This window comes from Microcoleus sp. Pol12B5 (genome assembly GCF_036701335.1).
GTDB lineage: Bacteria > Cyanobacteriota > Cyanobacteriia > Cyanobacteriales > Microcoleaceae > Microcoleus.
Genome location: NZ_JAUBQQ010000001.1, coordinates 232,461 through 254,411, shown reverse-complemented (window position 1 = coordinate 254,411; position 21,951 = coordinate 232,461). Strand labels below are relative to the sequence as shown.

The following is a 21,951-nucleotide window of genomic DNA, read 5'->3' as shown; positions in this document are numbered from 1 at the left end:
AGAAATGCAAAACGAAACAATCGAAGGGTTTAGACTCTCTCCACAGCAACGGCATCTGTGGGGGTTACAGCAAAATAAAAGCCAACAGACTTATCGCGTTAGAGGTGCAATTTTAATTACCGGAAATCTCGACAAAGAGATTCTTAAAAGTGCGCTCCAAAATGTCGTGAATCGGCACGAAATTCTGCGTACCAGCTTTCACTGCTTGCCTGGGATGACACTACCCCTGCAAGCGATCGCCAGCACTGGTGAAGTTCCTATCTCGGAACACAATCTGAGCGGTTTGTCTTCAAAAGAACAAGAAGCTAAAATCGCAGCGCTTTTTCAGCAACTAAGTCTGCTTCCTTTTGATTTTGAGCGCGGCCCACTTTGGCATATTTATTTAGTCACTCTGGCCCAAGACAAGCACCTATTGGTGGCGAACTTCTCTGCCTTAATTGCAGATAGCGTCACCCTGAAAAATTTCACCCGCGAACTCAGTCTTTCCTACTCAGCCTGCACCTGCGGGGAAGAGTTCTCTAATGAATCAATGCAATATGCCGATATTGCTGAGTGGCAAAATGAGCTACTCGAATCAGAAGAAACGGCAATCGGCCAAGAATACTGGCGAAAGCTGAACATTGAATCTTGGGATTTATTAACGCTTCCTTGGGAAAAGAAGAATGGAGAAGCGGAATTTAAGCCGCTAGTAGAAAGGATGGAAATTCGGGGTAATTTGTTGAACAGCCTGGAAGCGATCGCCCCAAAGCACAAAAGCGATATTTCTGCCTTCCTGCTGACTTGCTGGCAAATTCTCATTTGGCGGCTTACCAGAGAGCAAAACCCGATAATCGGCGTAGCGATAGACGGCAGAAAATATGAAGAATTAGAACACTCTCTGGGGCTGCTGTTCAAATACTTACCCCTACGATGCCCAGTACAAGACGAGTTGACTTTTTCACAATTGAAGCAGCAAGTTGAGCTTAATCTCAACGAGATGTACAACTGGCAAGAATATTTTAGCTGGGAAGAAATCCTAGAAAACGAAAAAAGCAGCAGCTTTTGGCCCGTCTGCTTTGACTTCCAAGCAGAGCCTAAGAACTATGATAATTCAGGCGTTTCATTTTCCCTTGTTCGGCAAGATGCCTGCCTAGAGCAATTCAAACTCAAACTCTCCTGCCTCCGCCTGTGCAATTCCCTAAGCGCTGAATTTCACTATGATTCCGCTTTATTTGCTGCGGCAGATATAAAGCGCTTGTCCGAACACTTTCAGGCGCTTTTAGAAAGCATAGTCAAAAATCCAGAAGTTGCTATCAGTCAGCTAGACATACTCAGCGATCGCGATCGTCAGCAGCTTCTCGTCGAGTTCAACCAAACCCAGAAAGATTACCCGACAGACAAATGTGTTCACCAGCTTTTTGAAGAACAAGCCGATCGCAACCCAGACAACATTGCCGTCGTCTTTGAAAACCAAAAAATCACCTACCGAGAACTCAACGATCGCGCTAATCAACTCGCCCATCACCTGCAAAACTTGGGAGTTGAACCAGAGTCAATTGTCGGAATTTGCGTCGATCGCTCATTAGAAATAATCGTAGGAATGCTGGGCGTACTCAAAGCCGGTGGTGCCTATTTATTCATCGCTCCAACGACCCCAATAGAGCGCAAAGCGCTAATGCTAGAAGACGCTCAGGTGAAGGTTTTGCTCGTACAACAGCGGCTCATAGAAAGCTTGCCGAAAACTCAGGCAAATATTGTTTGCATCGATACAGACATTCCCACTGTTTCTGCCTCTTACACCGATCGCGCCTCTTCTGACAATTTAGCTTACGTCATCTATACTTCCGGTTCCACTGGCATCCCCAAAGGAGTCGCGATCGAACACCGGCAACTGCTCAATTACCTGCACAGCATTCAGGAAAAATTAAACCTACCAGCCAAAGCCAGTTTTGCTACCGTTTCCACCTTCGCCGCAGACTTAGGAAACACAGCGATTTTCCCCGCCCTTTGTTTCGGCGGTTGCCTGCATATTATCTCCCTAGAACGCGCCACCGATCCAGAGGCACTGGGTGAATATTTCTGCCGCAATCCCATCGACTGCCTCAAAATAGTTCCCTCTCACCTAGCCGCCCTTTTAAATTCCTCTCAACCCAAGTCTATTTTGCCTGGTAAACGGCTTATTGTAGGAGGTGAATCTGCCAACTGGAGCTTAATTAAAACACTTCGCAATCTTGCTCCAAGTTGCTCAGTATTCAATCACTACGGACCAACAGAAACAACTGTAGGTGTCCTGACTTATCAAGTCGAATTTGATACAATTGGGTGCGATTTTGACACAGTTCCACTCGGTCTTCCGATTGCCAACACTCAGATTTATATCTTGGATTCTTACTTGCAGCCGGTGCCGATAGGCGTAGCTGGTGAACTGTACATCGGCGGTGATAATTTGGCGCGCGGATATCTTAACCGCCCTGAATTAATCGCAGAAAGATTTATTCCCAATCCATTTGACACGCAAGCAAAGACGCGACTGTACAAAACCGGCGACATGGCTCGCTATTTGCCAGACGGAAACATCGAATTTATCGGGCGAATTGACGGCCAAGTAAAAATTCGCGGTTTCCGCATTGAATTGGGAGAAATTGAGGCGGTGCTGGGGCAACATCCAGATATCGCGCAGGCTGTAGTTGTGGCGCCAGAAGACGAGATGGCACAAAAGCGCCTCGTGGCTTATTTAATTACCGAGCAGAAACAAGCACCTACCCACAAGGAAATTCGCAATTTCTTAACGTCAAAATTGCCGGAGTACATGGTGCCTTCTGCTTTTGTGATACTCAAAAGTTTGCCTTTAACTTCTAACGGAAAAGTAGACCGACGAGCGCTGCCCGCACCTGATGAAATGCGACCGGAGTTGACAGGAAACTTTGTCGCGCCTCGCACAAATATCGAGGAAGTTTTAGCCGCTATCTGGGCTGAAGTTCTCAAACTTGAAAAAGTCGGCATTTACGACAACTTTTTTGAATTAGGAGGGCATTCCTTATTAGCAACTCAAGTAATTTCCAGAGTGCGCCAAGCATTTCAGGTCGAGTTGCCTTTGCACCGTTTATTTGAGTCGGCTACTGTCGCCGATTTTGCTGTAGCGATCGCGCAAAAGCAAGTCGAACAAACAGACAGTGAAATGCTAGCGAGGGTGTTAGCAGACCTCGATCAACTGTCAGAAGCCGAAATTCAGGAAATTCTCGCCCAACAAGGAGTCAGCAAATGAGTGATTTAATCGAACGCATCGCGGCTCTTTCTCCCCAAAAGCGCGAGTTGCTGTTGCAGCGGCTCAACCATAAAAAAGAAAACGTTTCGCTAGCAAAAATTCTGCCTCAAAGTCGAGACTCTAACACTTTTCCTCTGTCGTTTGCTCAACAGCGGTTGTGGTTTTTTGAGCAACTAACTCCAGGCAACTTTACCTATCACATCGTCGCCGGCGTGCGTTTGACGGGAACACTCGACGCGAGATCCCTCGATCGCAGTCTCAACGAACTTGTCAAGCGTCATGAAGTTTTGCGAACGGCTTTTAAAACAATAAACGGGCAACCCGTTCAGGCGATCGCTTCCAATCTGGAATTGAAAATTTTAGAAAGAGATTTGCGATCGCTTCCTGAAACTGAACGATCTCGCGAAGTAGAACGGTTAATCGCCGCAGAAGCAAAGCTTGCTTTCGACCTATCACAAGCACCCTTATTGCGTGCCAAATTGCTGCACTTGAGCGATTCCAACTGGGTGCTGCTATTGAGTACGCACCACATCATTTTCGATGCCTGGTCAATGGGAATATTCATCCAGGAACTCGCCACGTTTTATCAAGCCTTTTGCACTGGCAAACCTTCTCCCCTTCCCGAACTGTCGGTACAGTACGCAGACTTTGCAAGTTGGCAGCGCCAGTGGTTGCAGGGAGAAGTTTTAGAGACGCAGCTTGCTTACTGGAAAAAACAGCTTGGAGGCAATCTCCCGGTACTAAATTTGCCAACCGATCGCCCCCGCTCGGCAGTACAAACCTTCCGAGGTGCGGTGCATAAATTCACCATTCCCAAAGCAATAGCAGAGGAAATGACCCTATTAAGCCAGCGGGAAAAAGCTACTTTATTTATGACCCTACTGGCAGCGTTTAAAACGTTGCTCTATCGCTACACCGGGCAAGAAGATATTTTAGTCGGCTCCCCCATTGCTAACCGCAATAGACGCGAAATCGAGGAAGTAATTGGCTTATTTGCTAACACCTTAGTTTTCCGCACTAATCTGTGGAGCAACCCAACTTTTAAAGAGTTACTGGGGCGCGTGCGAGAAGTAGCTCTCGGCGCGTATAACCACCAAGATTTGCCCTTCGAGAAACTGGTAGAAATCCTACAACCCGAACGAGATTTAAGTCATAATCCGCTATTTCAGGTGTTGTTTTCTCTGCGAAATGTTCGGACGCCGCAGATTAAATTGCCAGGAGTGACGTTGAGCAGTTTGGAAATAGAACGGAAAACGGCGAGATTTGATTTAGCGCTTGACCTGGAGGAAGGATTAGAGGGTATTAATGGAACGCTTGAGTATAGCCAAGATTTGTTTGACGCTAGCACTGCACGACGGATAGCCGGACATTTTCTAACCTTACTAGAAAGTATAGCTGCTAATCCCGAACAGCGCATTTCAAATTTGCCAATATTGACGAAACCTGAACAGCAGCAACTGCTGTTCGAGTGGAACAATACTCAATCGGAACTTCCGAAAAATCAGTGCGTACACGGATTATTTGAAGCGCAGACAGAGCGGACGCCGGATGCGATCGCTGTCGTCTTTGAAAATGAATATCTGACTTACCGGGAACTGAACGAAAAAGCAAATAATCTCGCAAGTAACTTGCAAAAAATTGGTGTCAACCCAGAAGTTTTGGTGGGAATTTATGTCGAGCGTTCCCTAGAAATGATGGTAGGGCTTCTCGGCATTCTCAAAGCCGGTGGCGCTTATGTTCCCCTCGATCCAGCGTATCCACCAGAGCGCCTTGCATTCATGCTGAAAGACGCGAAAATTTCAGTGTTACTCACTCAGAAAAAGCTATTAAAAACCCTGCCCAAAAATAGCGCCTCCCTCGTGTTTCTGGATGCAGATGGGGAAGGCATATCGAGCTGCGACGAGCCAGTCGTGGGTTTACAAAATTCGTCCAATTTAGCCTATGTCATCTATACTTCAGGCTCAACAGGTAAACCCAAAGGAGTGCAAATTTCCCACGCCTCTGTCGTTAACTTCTTGAGTTCTATGCGCCAACAACTGGCGATCGCAGACCGAGATGTTTGGCTAGCAGTAACATCCTTATCTTTTGACATTGCAGCGCTGGAACTGTTCCTGCCTATTACAACAGGTTCTCGCGTTGTTGTAGCCAGCCGAGAAGTGGCATCTAACGGGGAAAAGCTTTTAGAAACATTAACAAATTCTGGCGCGACTGTCATGCAAGCTACTCCAGCCAGTTGGAAAATGCTTTTAGCAGCAGGATGGCAGGGAAACAATCAATTAAAAATACTGTGCGGAGGAGAAGCTTTACCCCGACAGCTCGCCAATCAGTTGCTTTTGCGCTGCGCTTCTGTGTGGAATTTATACGGCCCTACAGAAACCACTATCTGGTCTACTCTCTATCAGGTCGATCGCAAAGATGAATCAGTTTCCATCGGTCGCCCGATTGCTAACACTCAAATTTTCATATTAGACCCCTATTTAATGCCGGTTCCCGTTGGCGTATTTGGCGAACTGCACATCGGCGGTGCCGGCTTATCTAGAGGCTACCTAAACCGACCGGAACTGACCGCAGAGAAGTTTATTCCTAACCCCTTTGCAGAGGATCCAATTCATGCTTCATTCATCCTTCATCCTTCATCGTTTATTCTTTCAGAACGCCTCTATAAAACCGGGGACTTGGCTCGCTATCTCCCAGATGGAAACATTGAATTTATGGGGCGCAGCGACCACCAGGTGAAAGTTCGCGGATTTCGCATCGAATTAGGCGAAATTGAAGCGGTACTCAGCCAATACCCAGCCGTGCGAGAAGCGATCGCACTGGTTCGAGAGGACAATCCGGGCGACAAGCGTTTAGTAGCTTATATCGTTGCTAACTCAGAACTCCGGGGCGGACACGGGGACACTGATCCTACGCATTCAGAATTTATTAATCACTTGCGCGTCTTTCTCAAACAAAAACTGCCGCAGTACATGATGCCGTCAGCGTTTGTGCTGCTGGAAGCAATGCCTTTAACGCCTAACGGAAAAATCGATCGGCGATCGCTAAGAGCACCTGACACAAACACAGCCGAATTCGAGAGCAATTTTACCGAGCCTCGAACTCCCGACGAGCAATTAATAGCAGAAATTTGGGCGGAAGTTCTCGGTTTAGAGCGCGTTGGAATTCACGATAACTTCTTTGAATTGGGAGGCCATTCATTGCTGGCTACTCAGGCGATTTCTCGCTTGCGAGAAGCTTTTCAAGTTGAAGTACCCTTGCGCTCTCTTTTTGAATCCCCTACCGTCGCAACTTTCACCGAAAGCCTCTTGCAATATCGCGCCGAGCAAAAACTGAAAGCACCCCCCATCAAGCGGGCGTCAAGGCAGGGAGAATTGCCCCTTTCTTTTGCACAACAACGACTGTGGTTTCTCGACCAATTGCAGCCGGGGAATCCTGGCTATAATATCCCAGCAGCCGTGCGCTTGAAGGGGGCGCTCAATGTAGCCGTTTTAGAGCAAACTTTTCAGGAGATTATCAAGCGACACGAAGCATTGCGGACAACTTTTAATTCCGTGGAAGGACGACCCGCTCAGGTTATTATTTCATCTTTTAATTTCACATTGCCGATCGTAAACTTAAGAGAGTTATCGCAAGCTGAACGAGAAGCCGAGGCAATGCGACTAGCCGCTGAAGAAGCGCGACAGCCTTTTGACCTAACAAAATGGCCGTTACTGCGCGTCACATTGTTACATCTTGACGAGACAGAATACCTGCTGTTACTGACAGTACACCACATCGTAGCTGATGGCTGGTCGATGGGGGTACTCGTGCGGGAAGTGGTGGCGCTTTATGAAGCTTTCTGCAGTGGCAAACCTTCTCCCCTACCCGAACTTTCTGTACAATACGCAGACTATGCTGTTTGGCAAATAAACTGGCTGCAAGGCGAAGTTCTGGAAGCAAAACTCGCTGACTGGAAGCAGCAGTTGGGTCAAATTTTGCCCCCGCTGCCATTGCCAGCAAAACAACCGCGTTCTGTTGTTTCTAGCAATCAAGCTGAGATTCAAGAATTCCACCTTGAGTGGCAACTTTCAGAAGGGCTAAACGCACTCAGTCGGCAACAAAATGTCACCTTATTTATGACCTTGTTGGCAGCACTTCAAACGCTGCTTTATCGCTACACAAATCAAGAAGATATTGTCGTCGGTACTGACCTGGCAAACCGCACACAAGTTGAGACTGAAGCTTTAATTGGTTTCTTTGTCAATATCCTCGTCTTGCGAACCGATATGCGCGGCAATCCTACATTTCGCCAACTGCTCGATCGCGTGCGCGAAGTCACCTTAAAAGCCTACGCTCACCAGGATTTACCCTTCGACAAACTGGTAGAAGAACTGCGTCCCGATCGCAGCCTGAGTCAGACACCGCTATTTCAAGTTTTATTCGTCATGCAAAATGCGCCTATGCCGAATTTAGAAATGGCGGGTTTAACTTTAATCCCGGTTGCAATTGATAGCGGTACGGCTAAATTTGATTTGGCGCTATTTGTGTCGGAAACAGAGACAGGAATTGTCGGCAGTTGGAAGTATAATTCCGATCTATTTGACCGGGAGACGATCGCTGAAATGTCAAATCGCTTTGAAACCCTCCTCGGCAGCATAGTGGCGCAGCCTGACAGTCGTTTGAACACTTTAGAAATTCTCACAGAAGCCCAGAAGCAGAAACAAGCCATGCAAGAATTAAAGCGTGAAAAAAGCAATTTTAGTAAGTTCAAAAGCGTCAATCCGAAGCCAGTCGCTTTGCCCCAAGGCGAATTGATAAAAACCGAGTACCTGCACCCCGACGAACTCTTTCCTTTAGTCGCAAAACCCGCAGTAGCCGATGTCGAGCTCGCAGACTGGGCGAAAAATAACCGCGAATTTATAGAGGCAAAATTGCTACAGCATGGAGGGATTCTTTTTCGAGGGTTCACCGACCCTGTGGTTGCCGCATTCGAGCAGTTTGCACTTTCAATTTGTTCGGAATTATTTGGGGAGTACGGGGATTTGCCACGCGAAGGAGTTAGCGGAAAAGTTTACGGTTCAACTCCTTACCCAGCAGATAAAGCTATCTTATTTCACAGCGAGAGTTCGCACCTGCACCGCTGGCCGATGAAAATCTGGTTTTTCTGTGTTCAGCCAGCGCAACAAGGCGGAGAAACGCCGATAGTTGACTGCCGTAAAATTTACCAGTTGCTAGATCCGAAACTCAGAGAAAAATTTGCCCAAAAGCAAATTATGTACGTCCGCAACTACACAGACGGACTGGATGTAAGCTGGAAAGATTTTTTCCAAACAGAAGACAAATCCGTGGTTGAGGAATACTGCCGGCAAGCCGGGATGGAATTTGAGTGGAAAGCAGGAAATAATTTGAGAACCCGCAAAATTCGCCCCGCAATTGCCAAGCACCCAAAAACCAAAGAGATGGTATTTTTCAATCAACTTCCCTTGCACCACATTTCCTGCTTAGATGCGGCAACCCGCGCTTCCTTGCTCTCTGTTTTTGGAGAAGAGAACCTCCCCCGCAATGTTTATTACGGTGACGGCACTCCTATTGAAGACTCGGTAATGGCACAAATTCAGGCAGTGTACACGCAAGCTGCTGTTAGTTTTCCCTGGCAAGCAGGAGACATCTTAATGCTAGATAATATGCTTGCCGCTCACAGTCGCAATCCATTTATCGGTTCGCGAAAAATTGTTGTAGCGATGGGCGAAATGATTCCTGAATCAGGAATTTAATTCCCTCTCATATCATTTCCGGTTACACCCGAATGATGTTGACTTTTGACGGTTGACTGTTGAAGCCGTGAACAGTCAACCGTCAACAGTGAACTCGAATTTACTATTCCGATGCTAACGGATTTGATATCATCTCTTCCCGGCAAAGGTAACGACAATAAAGTAGTGCTTTGATAAAGAGGAACAATGCAAACAATTAATGGATTTCGGCTTTCACCCCAGCAAAAATATCTGTGGGTTTTGCAGCAAGACAGCCCTGCTTATCGCGTTCAATCTGCTATTTTGATCGAGGGAATTCTTCAAAATGATAACCTAAAGAAAGCTTTAGAAAAAGTTAGTGATCGCCACGAAATTATCCGCACAAGCTTTCAGGGAAAGGCCGGGCTAAAAATTCCTATACAAGTTATTTCCGAACATAGCTCTGTCTCGTGGAATTGGGTTAACTTAAGTGAAGTGACTCCCCAGGAGCAAGAAGCCCAACTTGAAGAGATATTTCAGCAAGAAAAGAGCGCTTTCTTCAACTTCGAGCGCAATCCTGCTTGGCGCTTGTCTTTAATTAAAATTGCATCTGAGAGGCATATTTTGCTGGTCAGTTTGCCGGCACTGTGCGGCGATAGTCGCACAGTAAAAAATTTGGTTCAAGAAATCAGCCAGTGCTATGCCGCCTGCCTTCACGGCGAAGAAATTACCGATGAAGTTGTGCAATACATTCAATTTTCCGAATGGCAAAATGAATTACTCGAAGATGAGGAAGCTGCAGAGGGCAAAGAATACTGGACTGGGCATAATTATTCAGCGCTAGCGAGTTTAAGGTTGCCGTTTGAAAATAGATTAATTAACGCGCCAGCTCAATTTACTCCCCAAGCTTTTGATGTCAAATTAGAGTTAGCTTTGCTGGTTCAAGTGGAAGCGATCGCCCGCCAGTACAACACCTCACTTTCTACATTCTTGCTCGCTTGCTGGAAAATTTTGCTCTGGCGGCTGATTGGCCAATCAGAGATCGCTGTTGGCGTGGCATTCGACGGTCGAAAATACGAAGAACTAGAGCCAGGGCTTGGGCTGTTTGCCAAATTTTTACCGCTGCGGGGCCAACTAACAGAAAACTTTTCCTTCGCGGAAACATTGCAGCAAATTCAGCAGGAAGAACGCGAAGCATACAAGTATCAAGAATATTTCTCCCACGAATATCTAGGCAACTCTTCCGGCTTTCCATTTGGTTTCGAGTTTGAGGAACAACTCGAAAAGCATTCGGCTAGTGGCGTATTTTTTTCGATTTACAAGCAGTATGCGTGCTGCGATCGCTTCAAAGTTAAACTCTCTTGCCACCGCCAAAATGACTCGCTCGCGGCTGAGTTTCACTACGATCCTATCTTCCTGGCAGACAACAGTATCCAGTGCTTGGCAGAGCAATTTTACGCCTTGGTGCAAAGTGTAGCCAGCAACCCACAAACCGCAATCGGCAAGCTCGAAATGCTGAGCGATCGCGCCCGAAATCAATTATTAGTAGAATTCAACAGCACAAAAGCAGATTACCAGCTCGATAAGTGCGTTCACCAGCTCTTTGAAGAACAAGCAGAGCGATCGCCCAACCGTATAGCTGCTGTTTGTGAAAATGAGCAAATTACCTACAGCGAACTCAACGCCCGGGCTAACCAAATCGCCCATTACTTGCAGCAATTAGGTGTCAAGCCAGAGGTGATTGTCGGCCTTTGCGTCGATCGCTCTTTAGAGGCGATCGCTGGAATTCTAGGTATCCTCAAAGCAGGTGGCGCGTACCTACCGCTCGACCCAGCCATGCCCAAAGAGCGTCTAGCATTGATGCTGCAAAACGCTCAGACTCCAGTGCTGTTAACCCAACAGCATCTCATCAAAAGTTTGCCTGAAACTCAGGCATATATCGTCTGCTTAGATACAGACATTCCCTCTTTTTCCCCTACTAATTTCGTCTCTGCTTCTGGTGAAAATTTAGCTTACATTATCTATACCTCCGGTTCCACCGGCACCCCCAAAGGAGTCGCCATTGAACACCGACAACTGCTCAATTACCTGCACGGAATTCAGGAAAAATTAAACCTGCCATCAGGTGCAAATTATGCCACCGTTTCTACCTTCGCCGCCGACTTGGGAAAGACCGTTATTTTTCCGGCTTTGTGTTCGGGTGGATGCCTGCACATCATCTCTCAAGAACGCGCAACAGATCCTCAAGCAATTGCGGCTTATTTTCAGCAACATTCTATCGATTGTCTTAAAATTGTTCCCTCTCACTTAAAAGCTTTGTTGAGCGCTTCTAACGCCTCGCAAATTTTACCTAAAAAGCGATTAATTCTCGGCGGTGAGCCTTTGATGTGGAATTTAATTGAAACAATTCAGAAATACAATCCAGACTGCTCGATCTTCAACCATTACGGGCCGACAGAAACAACTGTAGGGGTGCTGACTTATCAGGTACGAATGCAGGGCGATCGCATTTCCGAGACAGTTCCTTTAGGTCGCCCGCTACCGAACACGCAGATTTATTTGCTCGATTCGCACTTGCAGCCAGTTCCTGTAGGGGTAGCCGGTGAATTATATATTGCTGGGGCGGGATTGGCTCGCTGCTATCTAAACCAACCAGAACTCACAGCAGAAAAATTTATTTGCAATTCATTCACTCAGGAACCGGAAACTCGACTTTACAAAACTGGCGACTTAGCTCGCTATTTGCCAGACGGAAATATAGAATTTATCGATCGCGTCGATCGCCAAGTAAAGCTGCGAGGTTTCCGCATTGAATTAGGGGAAATTGAGGCGGGCTTGTCTCATCATCCCTCTGTACGCGAGGCAGCCGTTTTACTTCAAGAAAATGAACCGGGAAATCAGCGTTTAGTCGCCTATATTGTTTCTCACTCAAAACCCAGCATTCAGGACTCACAACTGATTGAAAGCCTGCGTTCATTCCTCAAAGAAAAGCTGCCCGAATACATGATACCTTCTGCTTTTGTGGTTCTGAAAGCGCTGCCACTGACTCCCAATGGCAAAATAGACCGTCAAGCGCTTCCTGCACCGTCCATAGCAGCCAATTTTACAGATACGTTTGTAGGCCCTCGCACTCCCGGTGAGGAGATTCTTGCCGAAATTTGGAGCCAGCTTCTCAACCTTCAAAAGGTAGGAATTCACGACAATTTCTTTGACTTGGGGGGACACTCATTACTGATTACTCAGTTGTTAGCCAAAGTGCGAGAAATTTTTCAGGTGGAATTGCCTTTGCGCGTTTTGTTTGAAGCTCCTACTGTAGCTGGTTTAGCTGAAAAAATCGAAATCCAACAAGGGGGCAACACAGCGGGCGATCGCACTGCAAGTTTCGATATTAACGCTGAAGTTGTTTTAGACCCGGTAATTCGCCCTGCAACTCCATTGAGCGATCCAAAAACTGAACCAGCTTGCATTCTCTTAACAGGGGCGACGGGCTTTTTGGGAGCCTTTTTACTCCGCGACCTCTTGCAACAAACTCAAGCAGAAATTTATTGCCTAGTCCGTTCTGCCGATTCAGAATCAGCTAAAAAGCGGATTCAAAGCAGCCTCGAATCCTATTTAATTTGGGATGAAAGCAGCAGCGATCGCATTATCCCAATTGCTGGAGATTTGTCTCAACCACTTTTGGGGCTTTCTGAGGAGCAGTTCGGAGTTTTAGCCAGTAAAATTGATGTCATTTACCACAATGGCGCGTTTGTCAAGTTTACTTATCCCTACTCGGTTCTCAAACCCCCTAACGTTTTGGGGACGCAGGAAGTTCTGAGATTTGCGAGTCAAAGTAAGCTAAAACCAGTCCATTTAATTTCTACGATTTCCGTTTTCTCGGCAATGGGAGAATCTGGGATTAAGGTGGTGCGAGAGGAGGATGAACTCACTCCGGGAGAGGGTCTAAAAGGCGCTTACACTCAGACTAAGTGGGTGGCAGAAAAGTTAGTCGAGGTCGCGCGCGATCGCGGAATTCCTGTTAGCATTTACAGGCCAGGTCGCATTTCTGGGGACAGCCAAACAGGGGCCTGCAATCCCAGCGATTTACTGTACAGGTTAATCGCTGGTTGCGTGCAACTTGGATGTGCGCCCGATGGGGATAAGCTGATGAATGTAGCGCCTGTTGACTATGTGAGCGGAGCGATCGTTCATCTTTCGAGGCAAAAAGAATTGCTCGGAAAGACTTTTCATTTAGTCAACCCTCAGTCCTTTCAAATGAGTGAATTGCTTGGGTGGATTGGCTCAATGGGTTATCAAATCAAACGAGTTTCTTCTGAGACTTGGCAAGCAGAAATAATCAATCGCGCTGGAAATTCTCCCGATCATGCTTTGTACCCGCTAGTCGGTCTTTTCTCCGAAAAAGTTTCGGAAGCGGAAATGGCTAAATCTGCCACGCTGCAATTCGATTGCCAGAATGCGTTGAAGGGACTTTCTGGAACGGACATTATCTGCCCACAAGCCGATGCGAGTTTGTTTCGGACTTATTTTTCTTATCTCGCAAATTGTGGCTTGATAGGTAGCCGCAATTAAAACTTGTAAGGGCGCAAAGCATTGCGCCCCTACCTGACTCAATTTCTGGAAAATTCAAAATGAACGAACAATTGCAGCAAAGACACATGAAAGCGCTGATAGAGCGCTACACCGATCGCACAAAAACCTCTAAGAATTTCGCGCAAAAATACCGTCCGGTTCTCGCTGATAATCGAGCTTCTGATGGGTTTCGCTTTCCCGTCAAGGAGATGTTTTATCCCATTGTTGCCGAGCGATCGCTGGGTTCTAAAATGTGGGATGTAGATGGCAACGAATACATCGATATCACAATGGGATTTGGCATCAATCTTTTCGGTCATAATCCGCCCTTTATTAAAGAAACCCTATTAGAGCAACTCGATCGCGGCGTACAAATTGGCCCACAAGCAGAACTTGCCGGAGAAGTTGCGGAATTAATCTGCGAATTAACGGGAATGGAGCGCGTCGCTTTTTCTAATACCGGCACAGAAGCGGTGATGGCAGCTTTACGATTAGCTAGAGCGGCAACTAAACGCAATAAAATTGCTTTGTTTTCGGGTTCTTATCACGGTCATTTTGACGGAACTCTCGCCGTTGTAAAAAAGATAAATGGCGATTTATGCACCATTCCAAAAGCGCCAGGAATTCCCACTAATTTTATTGAAGATGTTTTGGTTTTGGATTACGGAAGCCCTCATGCCCTGGAAATTATCACAGCTCATCAGCACGAATTAGCGGCGGTTCTCCTGGAGCCGGTGCAAAGCCGCCGTCTCGATTTGCAACCCAAAGAATTTCTCCAGCAACTCAGGCAATTAACAAAAGAATCAGAAATTGCGCTGATTTTTGATGAAATGGTTACTGGTTTCCGAATTCATCAAGGCGGGGCGCAGGCGTGGTTTGGCATTGAGGCAGATATTGCAACTTATGGCAAAATTGTCGGGGGCGGTATGCCCATTGGAGTTATCGCTGGAAAAGCTGCTTATATGGATAAAATTGACGGCGGTTTGTGGAACTACGGCGATGATTCCTACCCCCAGGTAAAAACAACAATTTTTGCCGGCACTTTTTGCAAGCACCCACTTGCTCTGGCCGCTGCGCGTTCTGTACTGCGCTATCTTAAAAATCAAGGCCCAGCCCTTCAGCAGCAGTTGAATCAGCGAACTTCGCAGCTAGTTGAAACCCTGAATACTTATTTCAAAGAGAATGAAGTCTCTGTCTGGCTTGTAAATTTCGGATCGCAATTTCGCGCTGCTGCATCCGTTGAGATAGATCCGCTACTTTTTCACTTACTCGAAAAGCGTATTTTCATATGCGAAGGTCGTAGCTGCTTTCTCTCTACCGCTCACACTCATGAAGACACAGATCGCATCATTCAGGCGGTTAAAGAGAGCATTCAAGAAATGCGCGAAGGAGGCTTTTTCCCGACTCAACAATAAACTTTGGTTTGTGATCTCGCGCATTTTTAACGGAATCAGATTTAACTCACCTCCGAACCTCAATTTTCAGGAATGGAGAACTGGGTGATCATTAGGGATAGAAATTACTGAATATTTCTACTTACCATTGTCTCGGAGGATTCATTTTGATCTACTCAATCCATGTACGCTGTCTGTTGGGGGTTGCGGAATGTGGGTTTAAATGTCTGTGCCTTGCATCTGCGGTTTCCTAGCTCAAAGATTTAGGCAATAAGTCTAATGATTAATGGCAACTGACTACTGACTAAATCAATCATTAATAAATTCACCTTCACAGATAATCGAGTCTCTGTTCTCCAAATCTTCTTGATTCCAGACCGCGTTTAAGGCTGCGGAACTTAATGAAGTTGACATCGTATTTAATGTTGTGTTGTAGTATTCTACAGCATTATTAAGTTCTACCTGCGGCGCTTCCTTAAAGTACGAATTAATATCAGGCGTGCACCGCTGGGCCTGGTAGTATACATAAGCTTCCGCATTAATGCACATTACGTGGTAAAAATCCTTATTTGCTGCAGTCACATCTCCAAGTTTATACAGTACTAAACCCCGGTTGAGATAAGCTTTAACATAGTTCGGATCGAGTTCTACTGCTTTGTCAAAGTCTTCAATTGCAAGCTGCATTTGTTTTAATTTATAGCGAACGCAACCTCTGTTATAATAGGCATAAACATTTTGTGGATCGATGGCGAGTGCAATGTTGTAATCGGCCATCGCCTGCGTATTGTCTCCTAATTGGTGGTAACAGAGACCTCGATTTATGTAAGCTTTGATATATTTAGGATTCAACCGCAGCGTTTCATTAAAGTTTTCTGTTGCTGCCTCTTTTTCTCCCAAAAGGTAGTAAGCGCGCCCCCGGTTGTAATAGGTTTTATAATTGTTGGAATTGATAGATAGAGCTCGATTGTAGTCTTCTATTGCTTCTTCGTAATTTCCTAAATTAGCAAGTACAAGTCCCCGGTTGTTGTAGATAGCGTGGTTGTTAGGCTTATTTGCTAAAGCACAGTTTAGATCATCAATGGCTTTTTCGTGTTCTCCGAGATGACGCCAAGCATTGCCTCGATTCAAGTAAGCCTCGAAGAAATTAGGATTGATATCTAGGGCTTGGCTGAGGTCTGCGATCGCTTTTTGGTAGTCTTTCATGTAATAGTAAACCAAGCCGCGATTGTTATAGGCTTTGGCATCGGCGGGATTGAGTTGCAGTATCTGATCGAAGTCCTCAAGTGCCGCTTCATAGTTTCCTTTCTTGGCGCTGTGCAAACCGCGCTTGTAAAATTGTTTGAGGTTCATAGGTCAACTTTCAAGAGTGCTTGATTCTGGGGGTCGATTCCTGTGCAGTCAGTTTTGAGTTGAACAACTGTTAAAGTTCTATTTTTTTGCCACCCGTTATTAGATTACCCTCAAATTCATTGTAGGCTATCTACCGGAAACAGGATTTTGGGTTTATTTTAACAGCAGTTAAATCCTGTGGAAAGAGTCTGCACCTAGGCTGGATTTACTTCGTCAGTTCCATTGTTTAGGCGATCGACTTAATCTCAAAAGTCTAGTTTTACTTGGTGCTCTGTGTCTCTTGATGCGGTTCCGATCGGCTCGATCGGCAAATTAAGTTTGAGGCCGTTACTCAGTATAAATTGTTGCCAGCAGTCCTACCGAGTAAACTCTATATTTTTTTGACAAACTTCGTCTCAGTATTTGCGGTAGTACGTCTCTACAAACTTTTGTTGCCTAATTACCAATTACCGATTGATTTCCTCTTCCACATAAACAGTCAATTTCTCCAAATCTGGAAGTTCGATCAATTCTTGTTCCTTTTCCTTAACCGAGACGGGCATCATCACAGGTTTACGCTGCTCGATCCAGCAACTCGCCAGCGGTAAAGTTTGCTCCAAATCTTCCAAAGGTCTCGGAATTACCATCACCGCGTTCAACTCGCCAATTCTCTCAGCTTCGTACATCCCGGCCTCTACGGCTACTGCTACATCTGCTACTGCACCGCGAATAATTGCCGTGCACAAACCGGCGCCTATTTTCTCGTAGGCTGCCAAGTGTACGTCTGCGGATTTGAGCATAGCATCACAAGCACCGACCATTGCCGGAAATCCCCGGGTTTCGAGCAAACCGATCGCCTGATTGCTAAGCCGAGAATAACTGCCTTTTTCCGAAAGTTCAGTCAGGCGAAAGCCGATCGGCAAAACCACTTCCAAATTAGCCAAAGGTCTAGGAATCACCAACTTAGAAACAAACTGCCCGAACTGTTCGGCAGTTTGAGCTCCAGCTTCCACAGCCAAACGCACATCGGAAATTCTGCCCCGGACGATCGCGGTACAGTGGCCGGAACCAATTTTTTCGTATCCTACTAAAATCACTCCTGCCGACTTCAGCATCATGTCAGCAGTCCCCACAATTGCCGGAAAACTCTTGGTGGATACCAAACCCAAAGCAGTGTCTTTGAAGTATTCCTGGCGCTGCGATCGCTCTTCGTGACTGTTACGATCCGTTTGTCCGTCCATCTTCTATTACCCTTAGAAACTTCCCAAAATAAAAATTTGTTGATAGTTTATAGTTTCTCAGATGAGAAGACAGACTGCACGAGCTACAAGACACAGATTGCTGCGGCAAAGCCTTACAAATTGCTGAGCTACCAATAATATGAGATTACCTATTTATATTTGATCTTTCTGCCTTCAGCATAGCTGCCTTTTGCGTAAAAGACGGCTACCCGGAACCGCCCGATAGAGTTTGGCCGTTTTCCTCCGGTCGATTAAAAGCTTGCCGATGTGGAAACAGCGTCCCCAACAGCCGATTGATGTGAGCTTGACCGTACAGAATAGTCGGCGTTTCCCCTGGTTGGGGCGGCTCTGCGGCAGTGGATTCCGGCGGGTCTGGGGCGGTCTCCGGCGCAGTTTGAGGCGGTGTTTCGGGGGGTTGTGGCGGCTCGATCGGCTCGATCGGTCGATCTGGTGGGGTAGTGGCTTCGGGGGTTTCTGGTGATGTTGGCGCTGTTGCGGTTGCTTCTGGGGCGACTTGGCGGCTGGTATCTCCCATTAGAGAACCTGCTGGCATAATTTGCATTTTGTCAATACAAGGATTGATTAGGGTGGTCGCGGCGCCAATACAGGCATTTTCCCCGATCGTTCCCGCACCTACCACCAGCACTCCTGCACCAAGAATAACGCCCGCTGCGATTTCCAGAGTACCTTCACGGGCGTGAAGGATAACTCCCATACCGATACAGGCACCGGCGGCGATCGAGATCCGGCTTCCGGGATCTGCTTGCAGGATTGCTCCAGGGGCGATCGCCGCACCCTCATTTACAACTACATCGCCACTCATCAAAATCTGAGAGTTGCTACTTAATTGCAGTGGCGATAAATACATTCAACTTCACCATGAAAGGAGCGATTTTTTTAGATCAAAGGACTTTAAATTATGGGTTTTTTCGACTAATAAATTTAACCATGTCAATCTAAGAAGCGATTATTTACTAATACTGAGAAGATTGATGCTTTAACGTTTTCTAGAAAGTTGCAGAAGATTCTAGATTTTGACCAACCCTTCTCAATCGAGCTTTTTAACTATCTCAAATCCAACTTCTATCCGCTGGGATTTCTCCCGTGGGCACCTGTGCGAGGGCTTAACGGGAGAAACAAACAAGCTAATTACCAGGCAAATTAAGGTCGTTGGATAATTTCTTCGAGTACCCGGCGCTTCGCCTTGGAGTCGATACCCAGCAAACGGACGTACTCGCCACTATGTTCTTTGAGGCAGCTTTCGAGGGCAGAAATCACTTCGGATTCGCGGTTGGATGCGATCGGGGCGCAACTGCTCCAAGAACCGGTGCGGAAGCGGCGCGCGTCGGCGTGTTCCGTGCCAATTTTGTAGCCTTGGGAAAGCAGGTTGCGGACTTGGTCGATCGTCTTGCCGGTCAAACTTCCGTTGCTGGCCGAACCAGTCGAAGCTGCTTTGTATCCCGATGTTGCTGCCGGCTTAGCCGATTGAGCAACTGGGCCGTCGGGACGCTGAATAAGTTCTTCAACCACGCGCCGCTTAGCTTTCGGGTCAATGCCGATCAAGCGCACGTACTCGCCTGGGTACTGGTTCATCACAGATTCCAAAGCGGCGATCGCCTCAGATTCGTTTCTGACTTGCAGCGAAGCCCCGCTTTGCCAAGAACTGGTGCGGAAGCGGCGCGCGTCGGCGTGTTCCGTCCCCACCTTGTAGCCTTGAGCTAGCAAGCCGCGAACCTGAGCCACTGTTTCGGCACTCAATTTTCCGTTTGACACGGAACCGCTATTGTGGTAGGAAGCTTGTGCAACTTTACCGTTAGATTGGTGAGTTTTCGCACCGTTTGAACCGTTAGAGCCGTTGTCTCCAGGTCTTTGGACGATTTCTTCTAGTACGCGGCGCTTGGCTTTGGTGTCAATCCCGATCAAGCGGACGTATTCTCCTTGGTGTTCAGCCATGCAAGCTGATAAAGCCGCGATCACTTCTGAGTCACGGGTTGAGGAAATCGGGCCGCAAGTACGCCAAGAACCGGTACGGAAGCGGCGTGCGTCGGCGTGTTCGGCTCCCACGCTGTATCCTTGAGCTAGTAAATTGCGGATGCTATCGGCAAGAGTTGAACTCAATGGGGTGCCGGCATGGGTAGAATATTTGGTTTGAGTCATATTTGGGTTTTTAGTTTGCTCGTTGCGAATTGGTGCTAGACAGGCGATGTTCTCAGCGCAGCGATAACCCGTTCTCAGAGCGTCATTGATGCCGATGACATGGGTCGCAAATTGAACGTCAGAATCTAGAACGTCAGGCAAGCGATCGGCTTGCTTCTGATTAGTGATGATGGCTCCCGAAGGTACGTACTTACCTTCGGGAATCTCCACATCTTTAATTAGTACGTGCATCATGACAATGCAGCCGTTGCCCACTCTGGCATTGAACACCGTAGAGCGAAAGCCGATAAAGCAGTCGTCGCCCACGTAGGCAGGGCCGTGAATTAAACTCATGTGGGTGAGGGAAGTATTTTTCCCCACCCACACAGAATAGGATTTGTCGTCGTCTCCTGTGACTCGGCCTTTTTCTAAGCCGTGAATCACTACTCCGTCTTGAATGTTGCTTCCTTCTCCGATATAAAAAGGAGTGCCTTCATCGGCGCGGATAGATGTCCCGGGGGCAATCATCACATTAGAACCGATATGCACATCCCCAATAATGTTAGAAAAGGAATGTACGAAGGCGGTATCGTGAATTTTGGGCTCAGCCAAGTTTTTCGACCAAGGCGTCGGGGGAGCCGCAACGTTGCGGACTGCCATAAATTAAGTTCTCCTAAGCTGAAAAATTTTTTGTTAGTTGTTAGTTGTCAACTGTTCACTGTTAGCTGTTCACTCTTCACTGTCAACTGTTCACTGTTAGCTGTTCACTGTTCACTGTTCACTGCCAACTACCAACTGCCAACTGCCAAGTGTCAACTGCCAACTGTCAACTAGCGGTACGGGTCGTCTTTTTTACTGTAAATGAGGCGGTTTTCTACATTGACAGTATCTATAATGCCTACTACTAGAGCATCGATCGGACGGTTTTCACTTCCGGGCGCGATCCGGGCTGCGCTGCCTCGGGTTACTAAAACCCATTCATCTATACCTGCGCCCACACAGTCAGCGGCTACCTCATAGCCGGGAACTGGCGAACCTTCCTCATCGATGAATTGCAGAAGTAGAAATTTCGATCCTCTCAGTGTCGGCTCTTTTTGGGTACTGACAACTGTGCCGAGAACTTTGGCCATTTGCATTTTAGGTAATAGGTAATAGGTAATTGGTAATCGTCATTTTTACAGTATCGCTTGTCTTTTTTAATTAGCTCTGTCCGCCTTTTATAGCTTCGTCTAGTAACTAATCACTAATGACTAATGACTCATGACTAATAACCAATATCCCATGCCCACCTCAATTAAAAATTAAAAATGCTCAATCAAAAACATCGCGATTTTTAATTTTTAATTACCAAACGCCCCTAACAGCCGATCGCCTGTCTTAAGATCTGTTGAGGGGGCGAATGCCGCTGACGCCTTCACGGAACTGTTCTACAGCTTCGGTGTAGCGAATCGGCAACACGTACTCCAAGTTTTCGTGAGGGCGGGCGATAATGTGGGTGGACATCACTTGTCCGCCGTTAACGCGCTTCACTGACTCTACTCCGGCGGCGACGGAAGCTTGCACTTCCGAGACATCTCCTCTTACAATGACCGTAACGCGAGCGCTACCGATTTTTTCGTAGCCTACCAAGGTGACGCGGGCTGCTTTGACCATCGCGTCAGCGGCTTCTACAACTGCGGGGAAGCCTAAGGTTTCGATCATGCCAACTGCAATTGCCATTGGTTTTACTCCTGATTGAATATTTGGGGAACTAAACAGTTAATTTTTGACGATCGCACAAATTTTCTTTTAAGAAAACTTTTGTGCGCTAAGAACTTAGTAGCCTCGGAACTGTTCTACTGCTTCTGTATATCGAATCGGCAGAACGTATTCTAGGTTTTCGTGGGGGCGAGCGATGATGTGGGTAGAGACGACTTCTCCGCCGTTCACACGCTTGACGGATTCCACTCCTGCTGCAACTGAGGCTTGGACTTCCGACACGTTGCCGCGCACAATTACGGTGACGCGGGCGCTGCCGATTTTTTCATAGCCCACGAGGGTAACGCGGGCAGCTTTGACCATAGCATCGGCAGCTTCCACAACAGCGGGAAAACCTTTTGTCTCAATCATTCCCACGGCAATTGACATTTTTGAATCTCCTTTGAGGATGAGCGAAATTACCGTTACAAATCTTTGAGAAATCTAAAAATTTGGACGGGGAGGCCCACATTTTTTAGTAAGGCAGTGTAAAGCTTCCTATCCTATAAGAATAGGGGAAGCTGTCCACCTTGACAATATAAACTAACATCATAATGTTTAATAACAAAAATTAAAATTTTTTATGTTAC

11 protein-coding genes are annotated in these 21,951 nt (G+C 46.8%); 4 read left to right on the top strand and 7 right to left on the bottom strand.

Going from position 1 to position 21,951, the window contains the following annotated elements:
• Window positions 1–4 precede the first annotated feature (4 nt).
• The 4 genes from QUA24_RS00985 to QUA24_RS00970 all read left to right on the top strand — a co-directional run bounded on the left by QUA24_RS00985 (window position 5) and on the right by QUA24_RS00970 (window position 14,939).
• Window positions 5–3,244, top strand: a complete 3,240-nt coding sequence (locus QUA24_RS00985) for an amino acid adenylation domain-containing protein (protein ID WP_333226519.1) — start codon at window positions 5–7, stop codon at window positions 3,242–3,244.
• Entirely contained in the window at window positions 3,241–8,997 is a 5,757-nt protein-coding gene (locus QUA24_RS00980; protein WP_333226516.1) for an amino acid adenylation domain-containing protein, read from the top strand. Before QUA24_RS00985 ends, QUA24_RS00980 begins: the two co-directional genes overlap by 4 nt.
• 186 nt (window positions 8,998–9,183) lie before the next feature.
• A complete protein-coding gene (locus tag QUA24_RS00975) occupies window positions 9,184–13,524 on the top strand; it encodes an amino acid adenylation domain-containing protein (RefSeq protein WP_333226514.1) in 4,341 nt (1,446 codons plus the stop codon).
• Window positions 13,525–13,583: 59 nt separating this feature from the next.
• Window positions 13,584–14,939 carry an aminotransferase class III-fold pyridoxal phosphate-dependent enzyme gene (locus tag QUA24_RS00970; RefSeq protein ID WP_333226512.1) on the top strand — a complete coding sequence of 452 codons (1,356 nt, stop codon included), beginning with the start codon at window positions 13,584–13,586 and terminating at the stop codon, window positions 14,937–14,939.
• A gap of 288 nt (window positions 14,940–15,227) precedes the next feature.
• Here QUA24_RS00970 and QUA24_RS00965 read toward each other — a convergent pair whose 3' ends face one another.
• The 7 genes from QUA24_RS00965 to QUA24_RS00935 form a co-directional block, all read right to left on the bottom strand.
• Window positions 15,228–16,268 (bottom strand): tetratricopeptide repeat protein, encoded by a 1,041-nt coding sequence (locus QUA24_RS00965; RefSeq protein ID WP_333226510.1) that lies wholly within the window; start codon window positions 16,266–16,268, stop codon window positions 15,228–15,230.
• Between the two features lie 446 nt (window positions 16,269–16,714).
• On the bottom strand, window positions 16,715–17,488 hold the full coding sequence (locus tag QUA24_RS00960) for a carbon dioxide-concentrating mechanism protein CcmK (RefSeq protein ID WP_006635054.1): 774 nt from the start codon (window positions 17,486–17,488) through the stop codon (window positions 16,715–16,717).
• 205 nt (window positions 17,489–17,693) lie between these two features.
• On the bottom strand, window positions 17,694–18,356 hold the full coding sequence (locus QUA24_RS00955; RefSeq protein ID WP_333226508.1) for a carbon dioxide concentrating mechanism protein: 663 nt from the start codon (window positions 18,354–18,356) through the stop codon (window positions 17,694–17,696).
• Between the two features lie 293 nt (window positions 18,357–18,649).
• Complete coding sequence (locus tag QUA24_RS00950; RefSeq protein ID WP_333226506.1) at window positions 18,650–20,284, bottom strand: ribulose bisphosphate carboxylase small subunit; 1,635 nt, start codon at window positions 20,282–20,284, stop codon at window positions 18,650–18,652.
• 170 nt (window positions 20,285–20,454) lie between these two features.
• The gene (locus QUA24_RS00945; protein ID WP_172186882.1) at window positions 20,455–20,760 is read right to left on the bottom strand and encodes a EutN/CcmL family microcompartment protein; all 306 of its coding nucleotides are present in this window, start codon (window positions 20,758–20,760) and stop codon (window positions 20,455–20,457) included.
• Window positions 20,761–21,001: 241 nt separating this feature from the next.
• Window positions 21,002–21,343: a carbon dioxide-concentrating mechanism protein CcmK gene (locus QUA24_RS00940; RefSeq protein ID WP_006635058.1), complete on the bottom strand. Its 342-nt coding sequence runs from the start codon at window positions 21,341–21,343 to the stop codon at window positions 21,002–21,004.
• 96 nt (window positions 21,344–21,439) lie between these two features.
• Window positions 21,440–21,751, bottom strand: coding sequence for a carbon dioxide-concentrating mechanism protein CcmK (locus tag QUA24_RS00935; RefSeq protein WP_006635059.1), 312 nt, complete (start codon window positions 21,749–21,751; stop codon window positions 21,440–21,442).
• Between the last annotated feature and the right edge of the window lie 200 nt (window positions 21,752–21,951).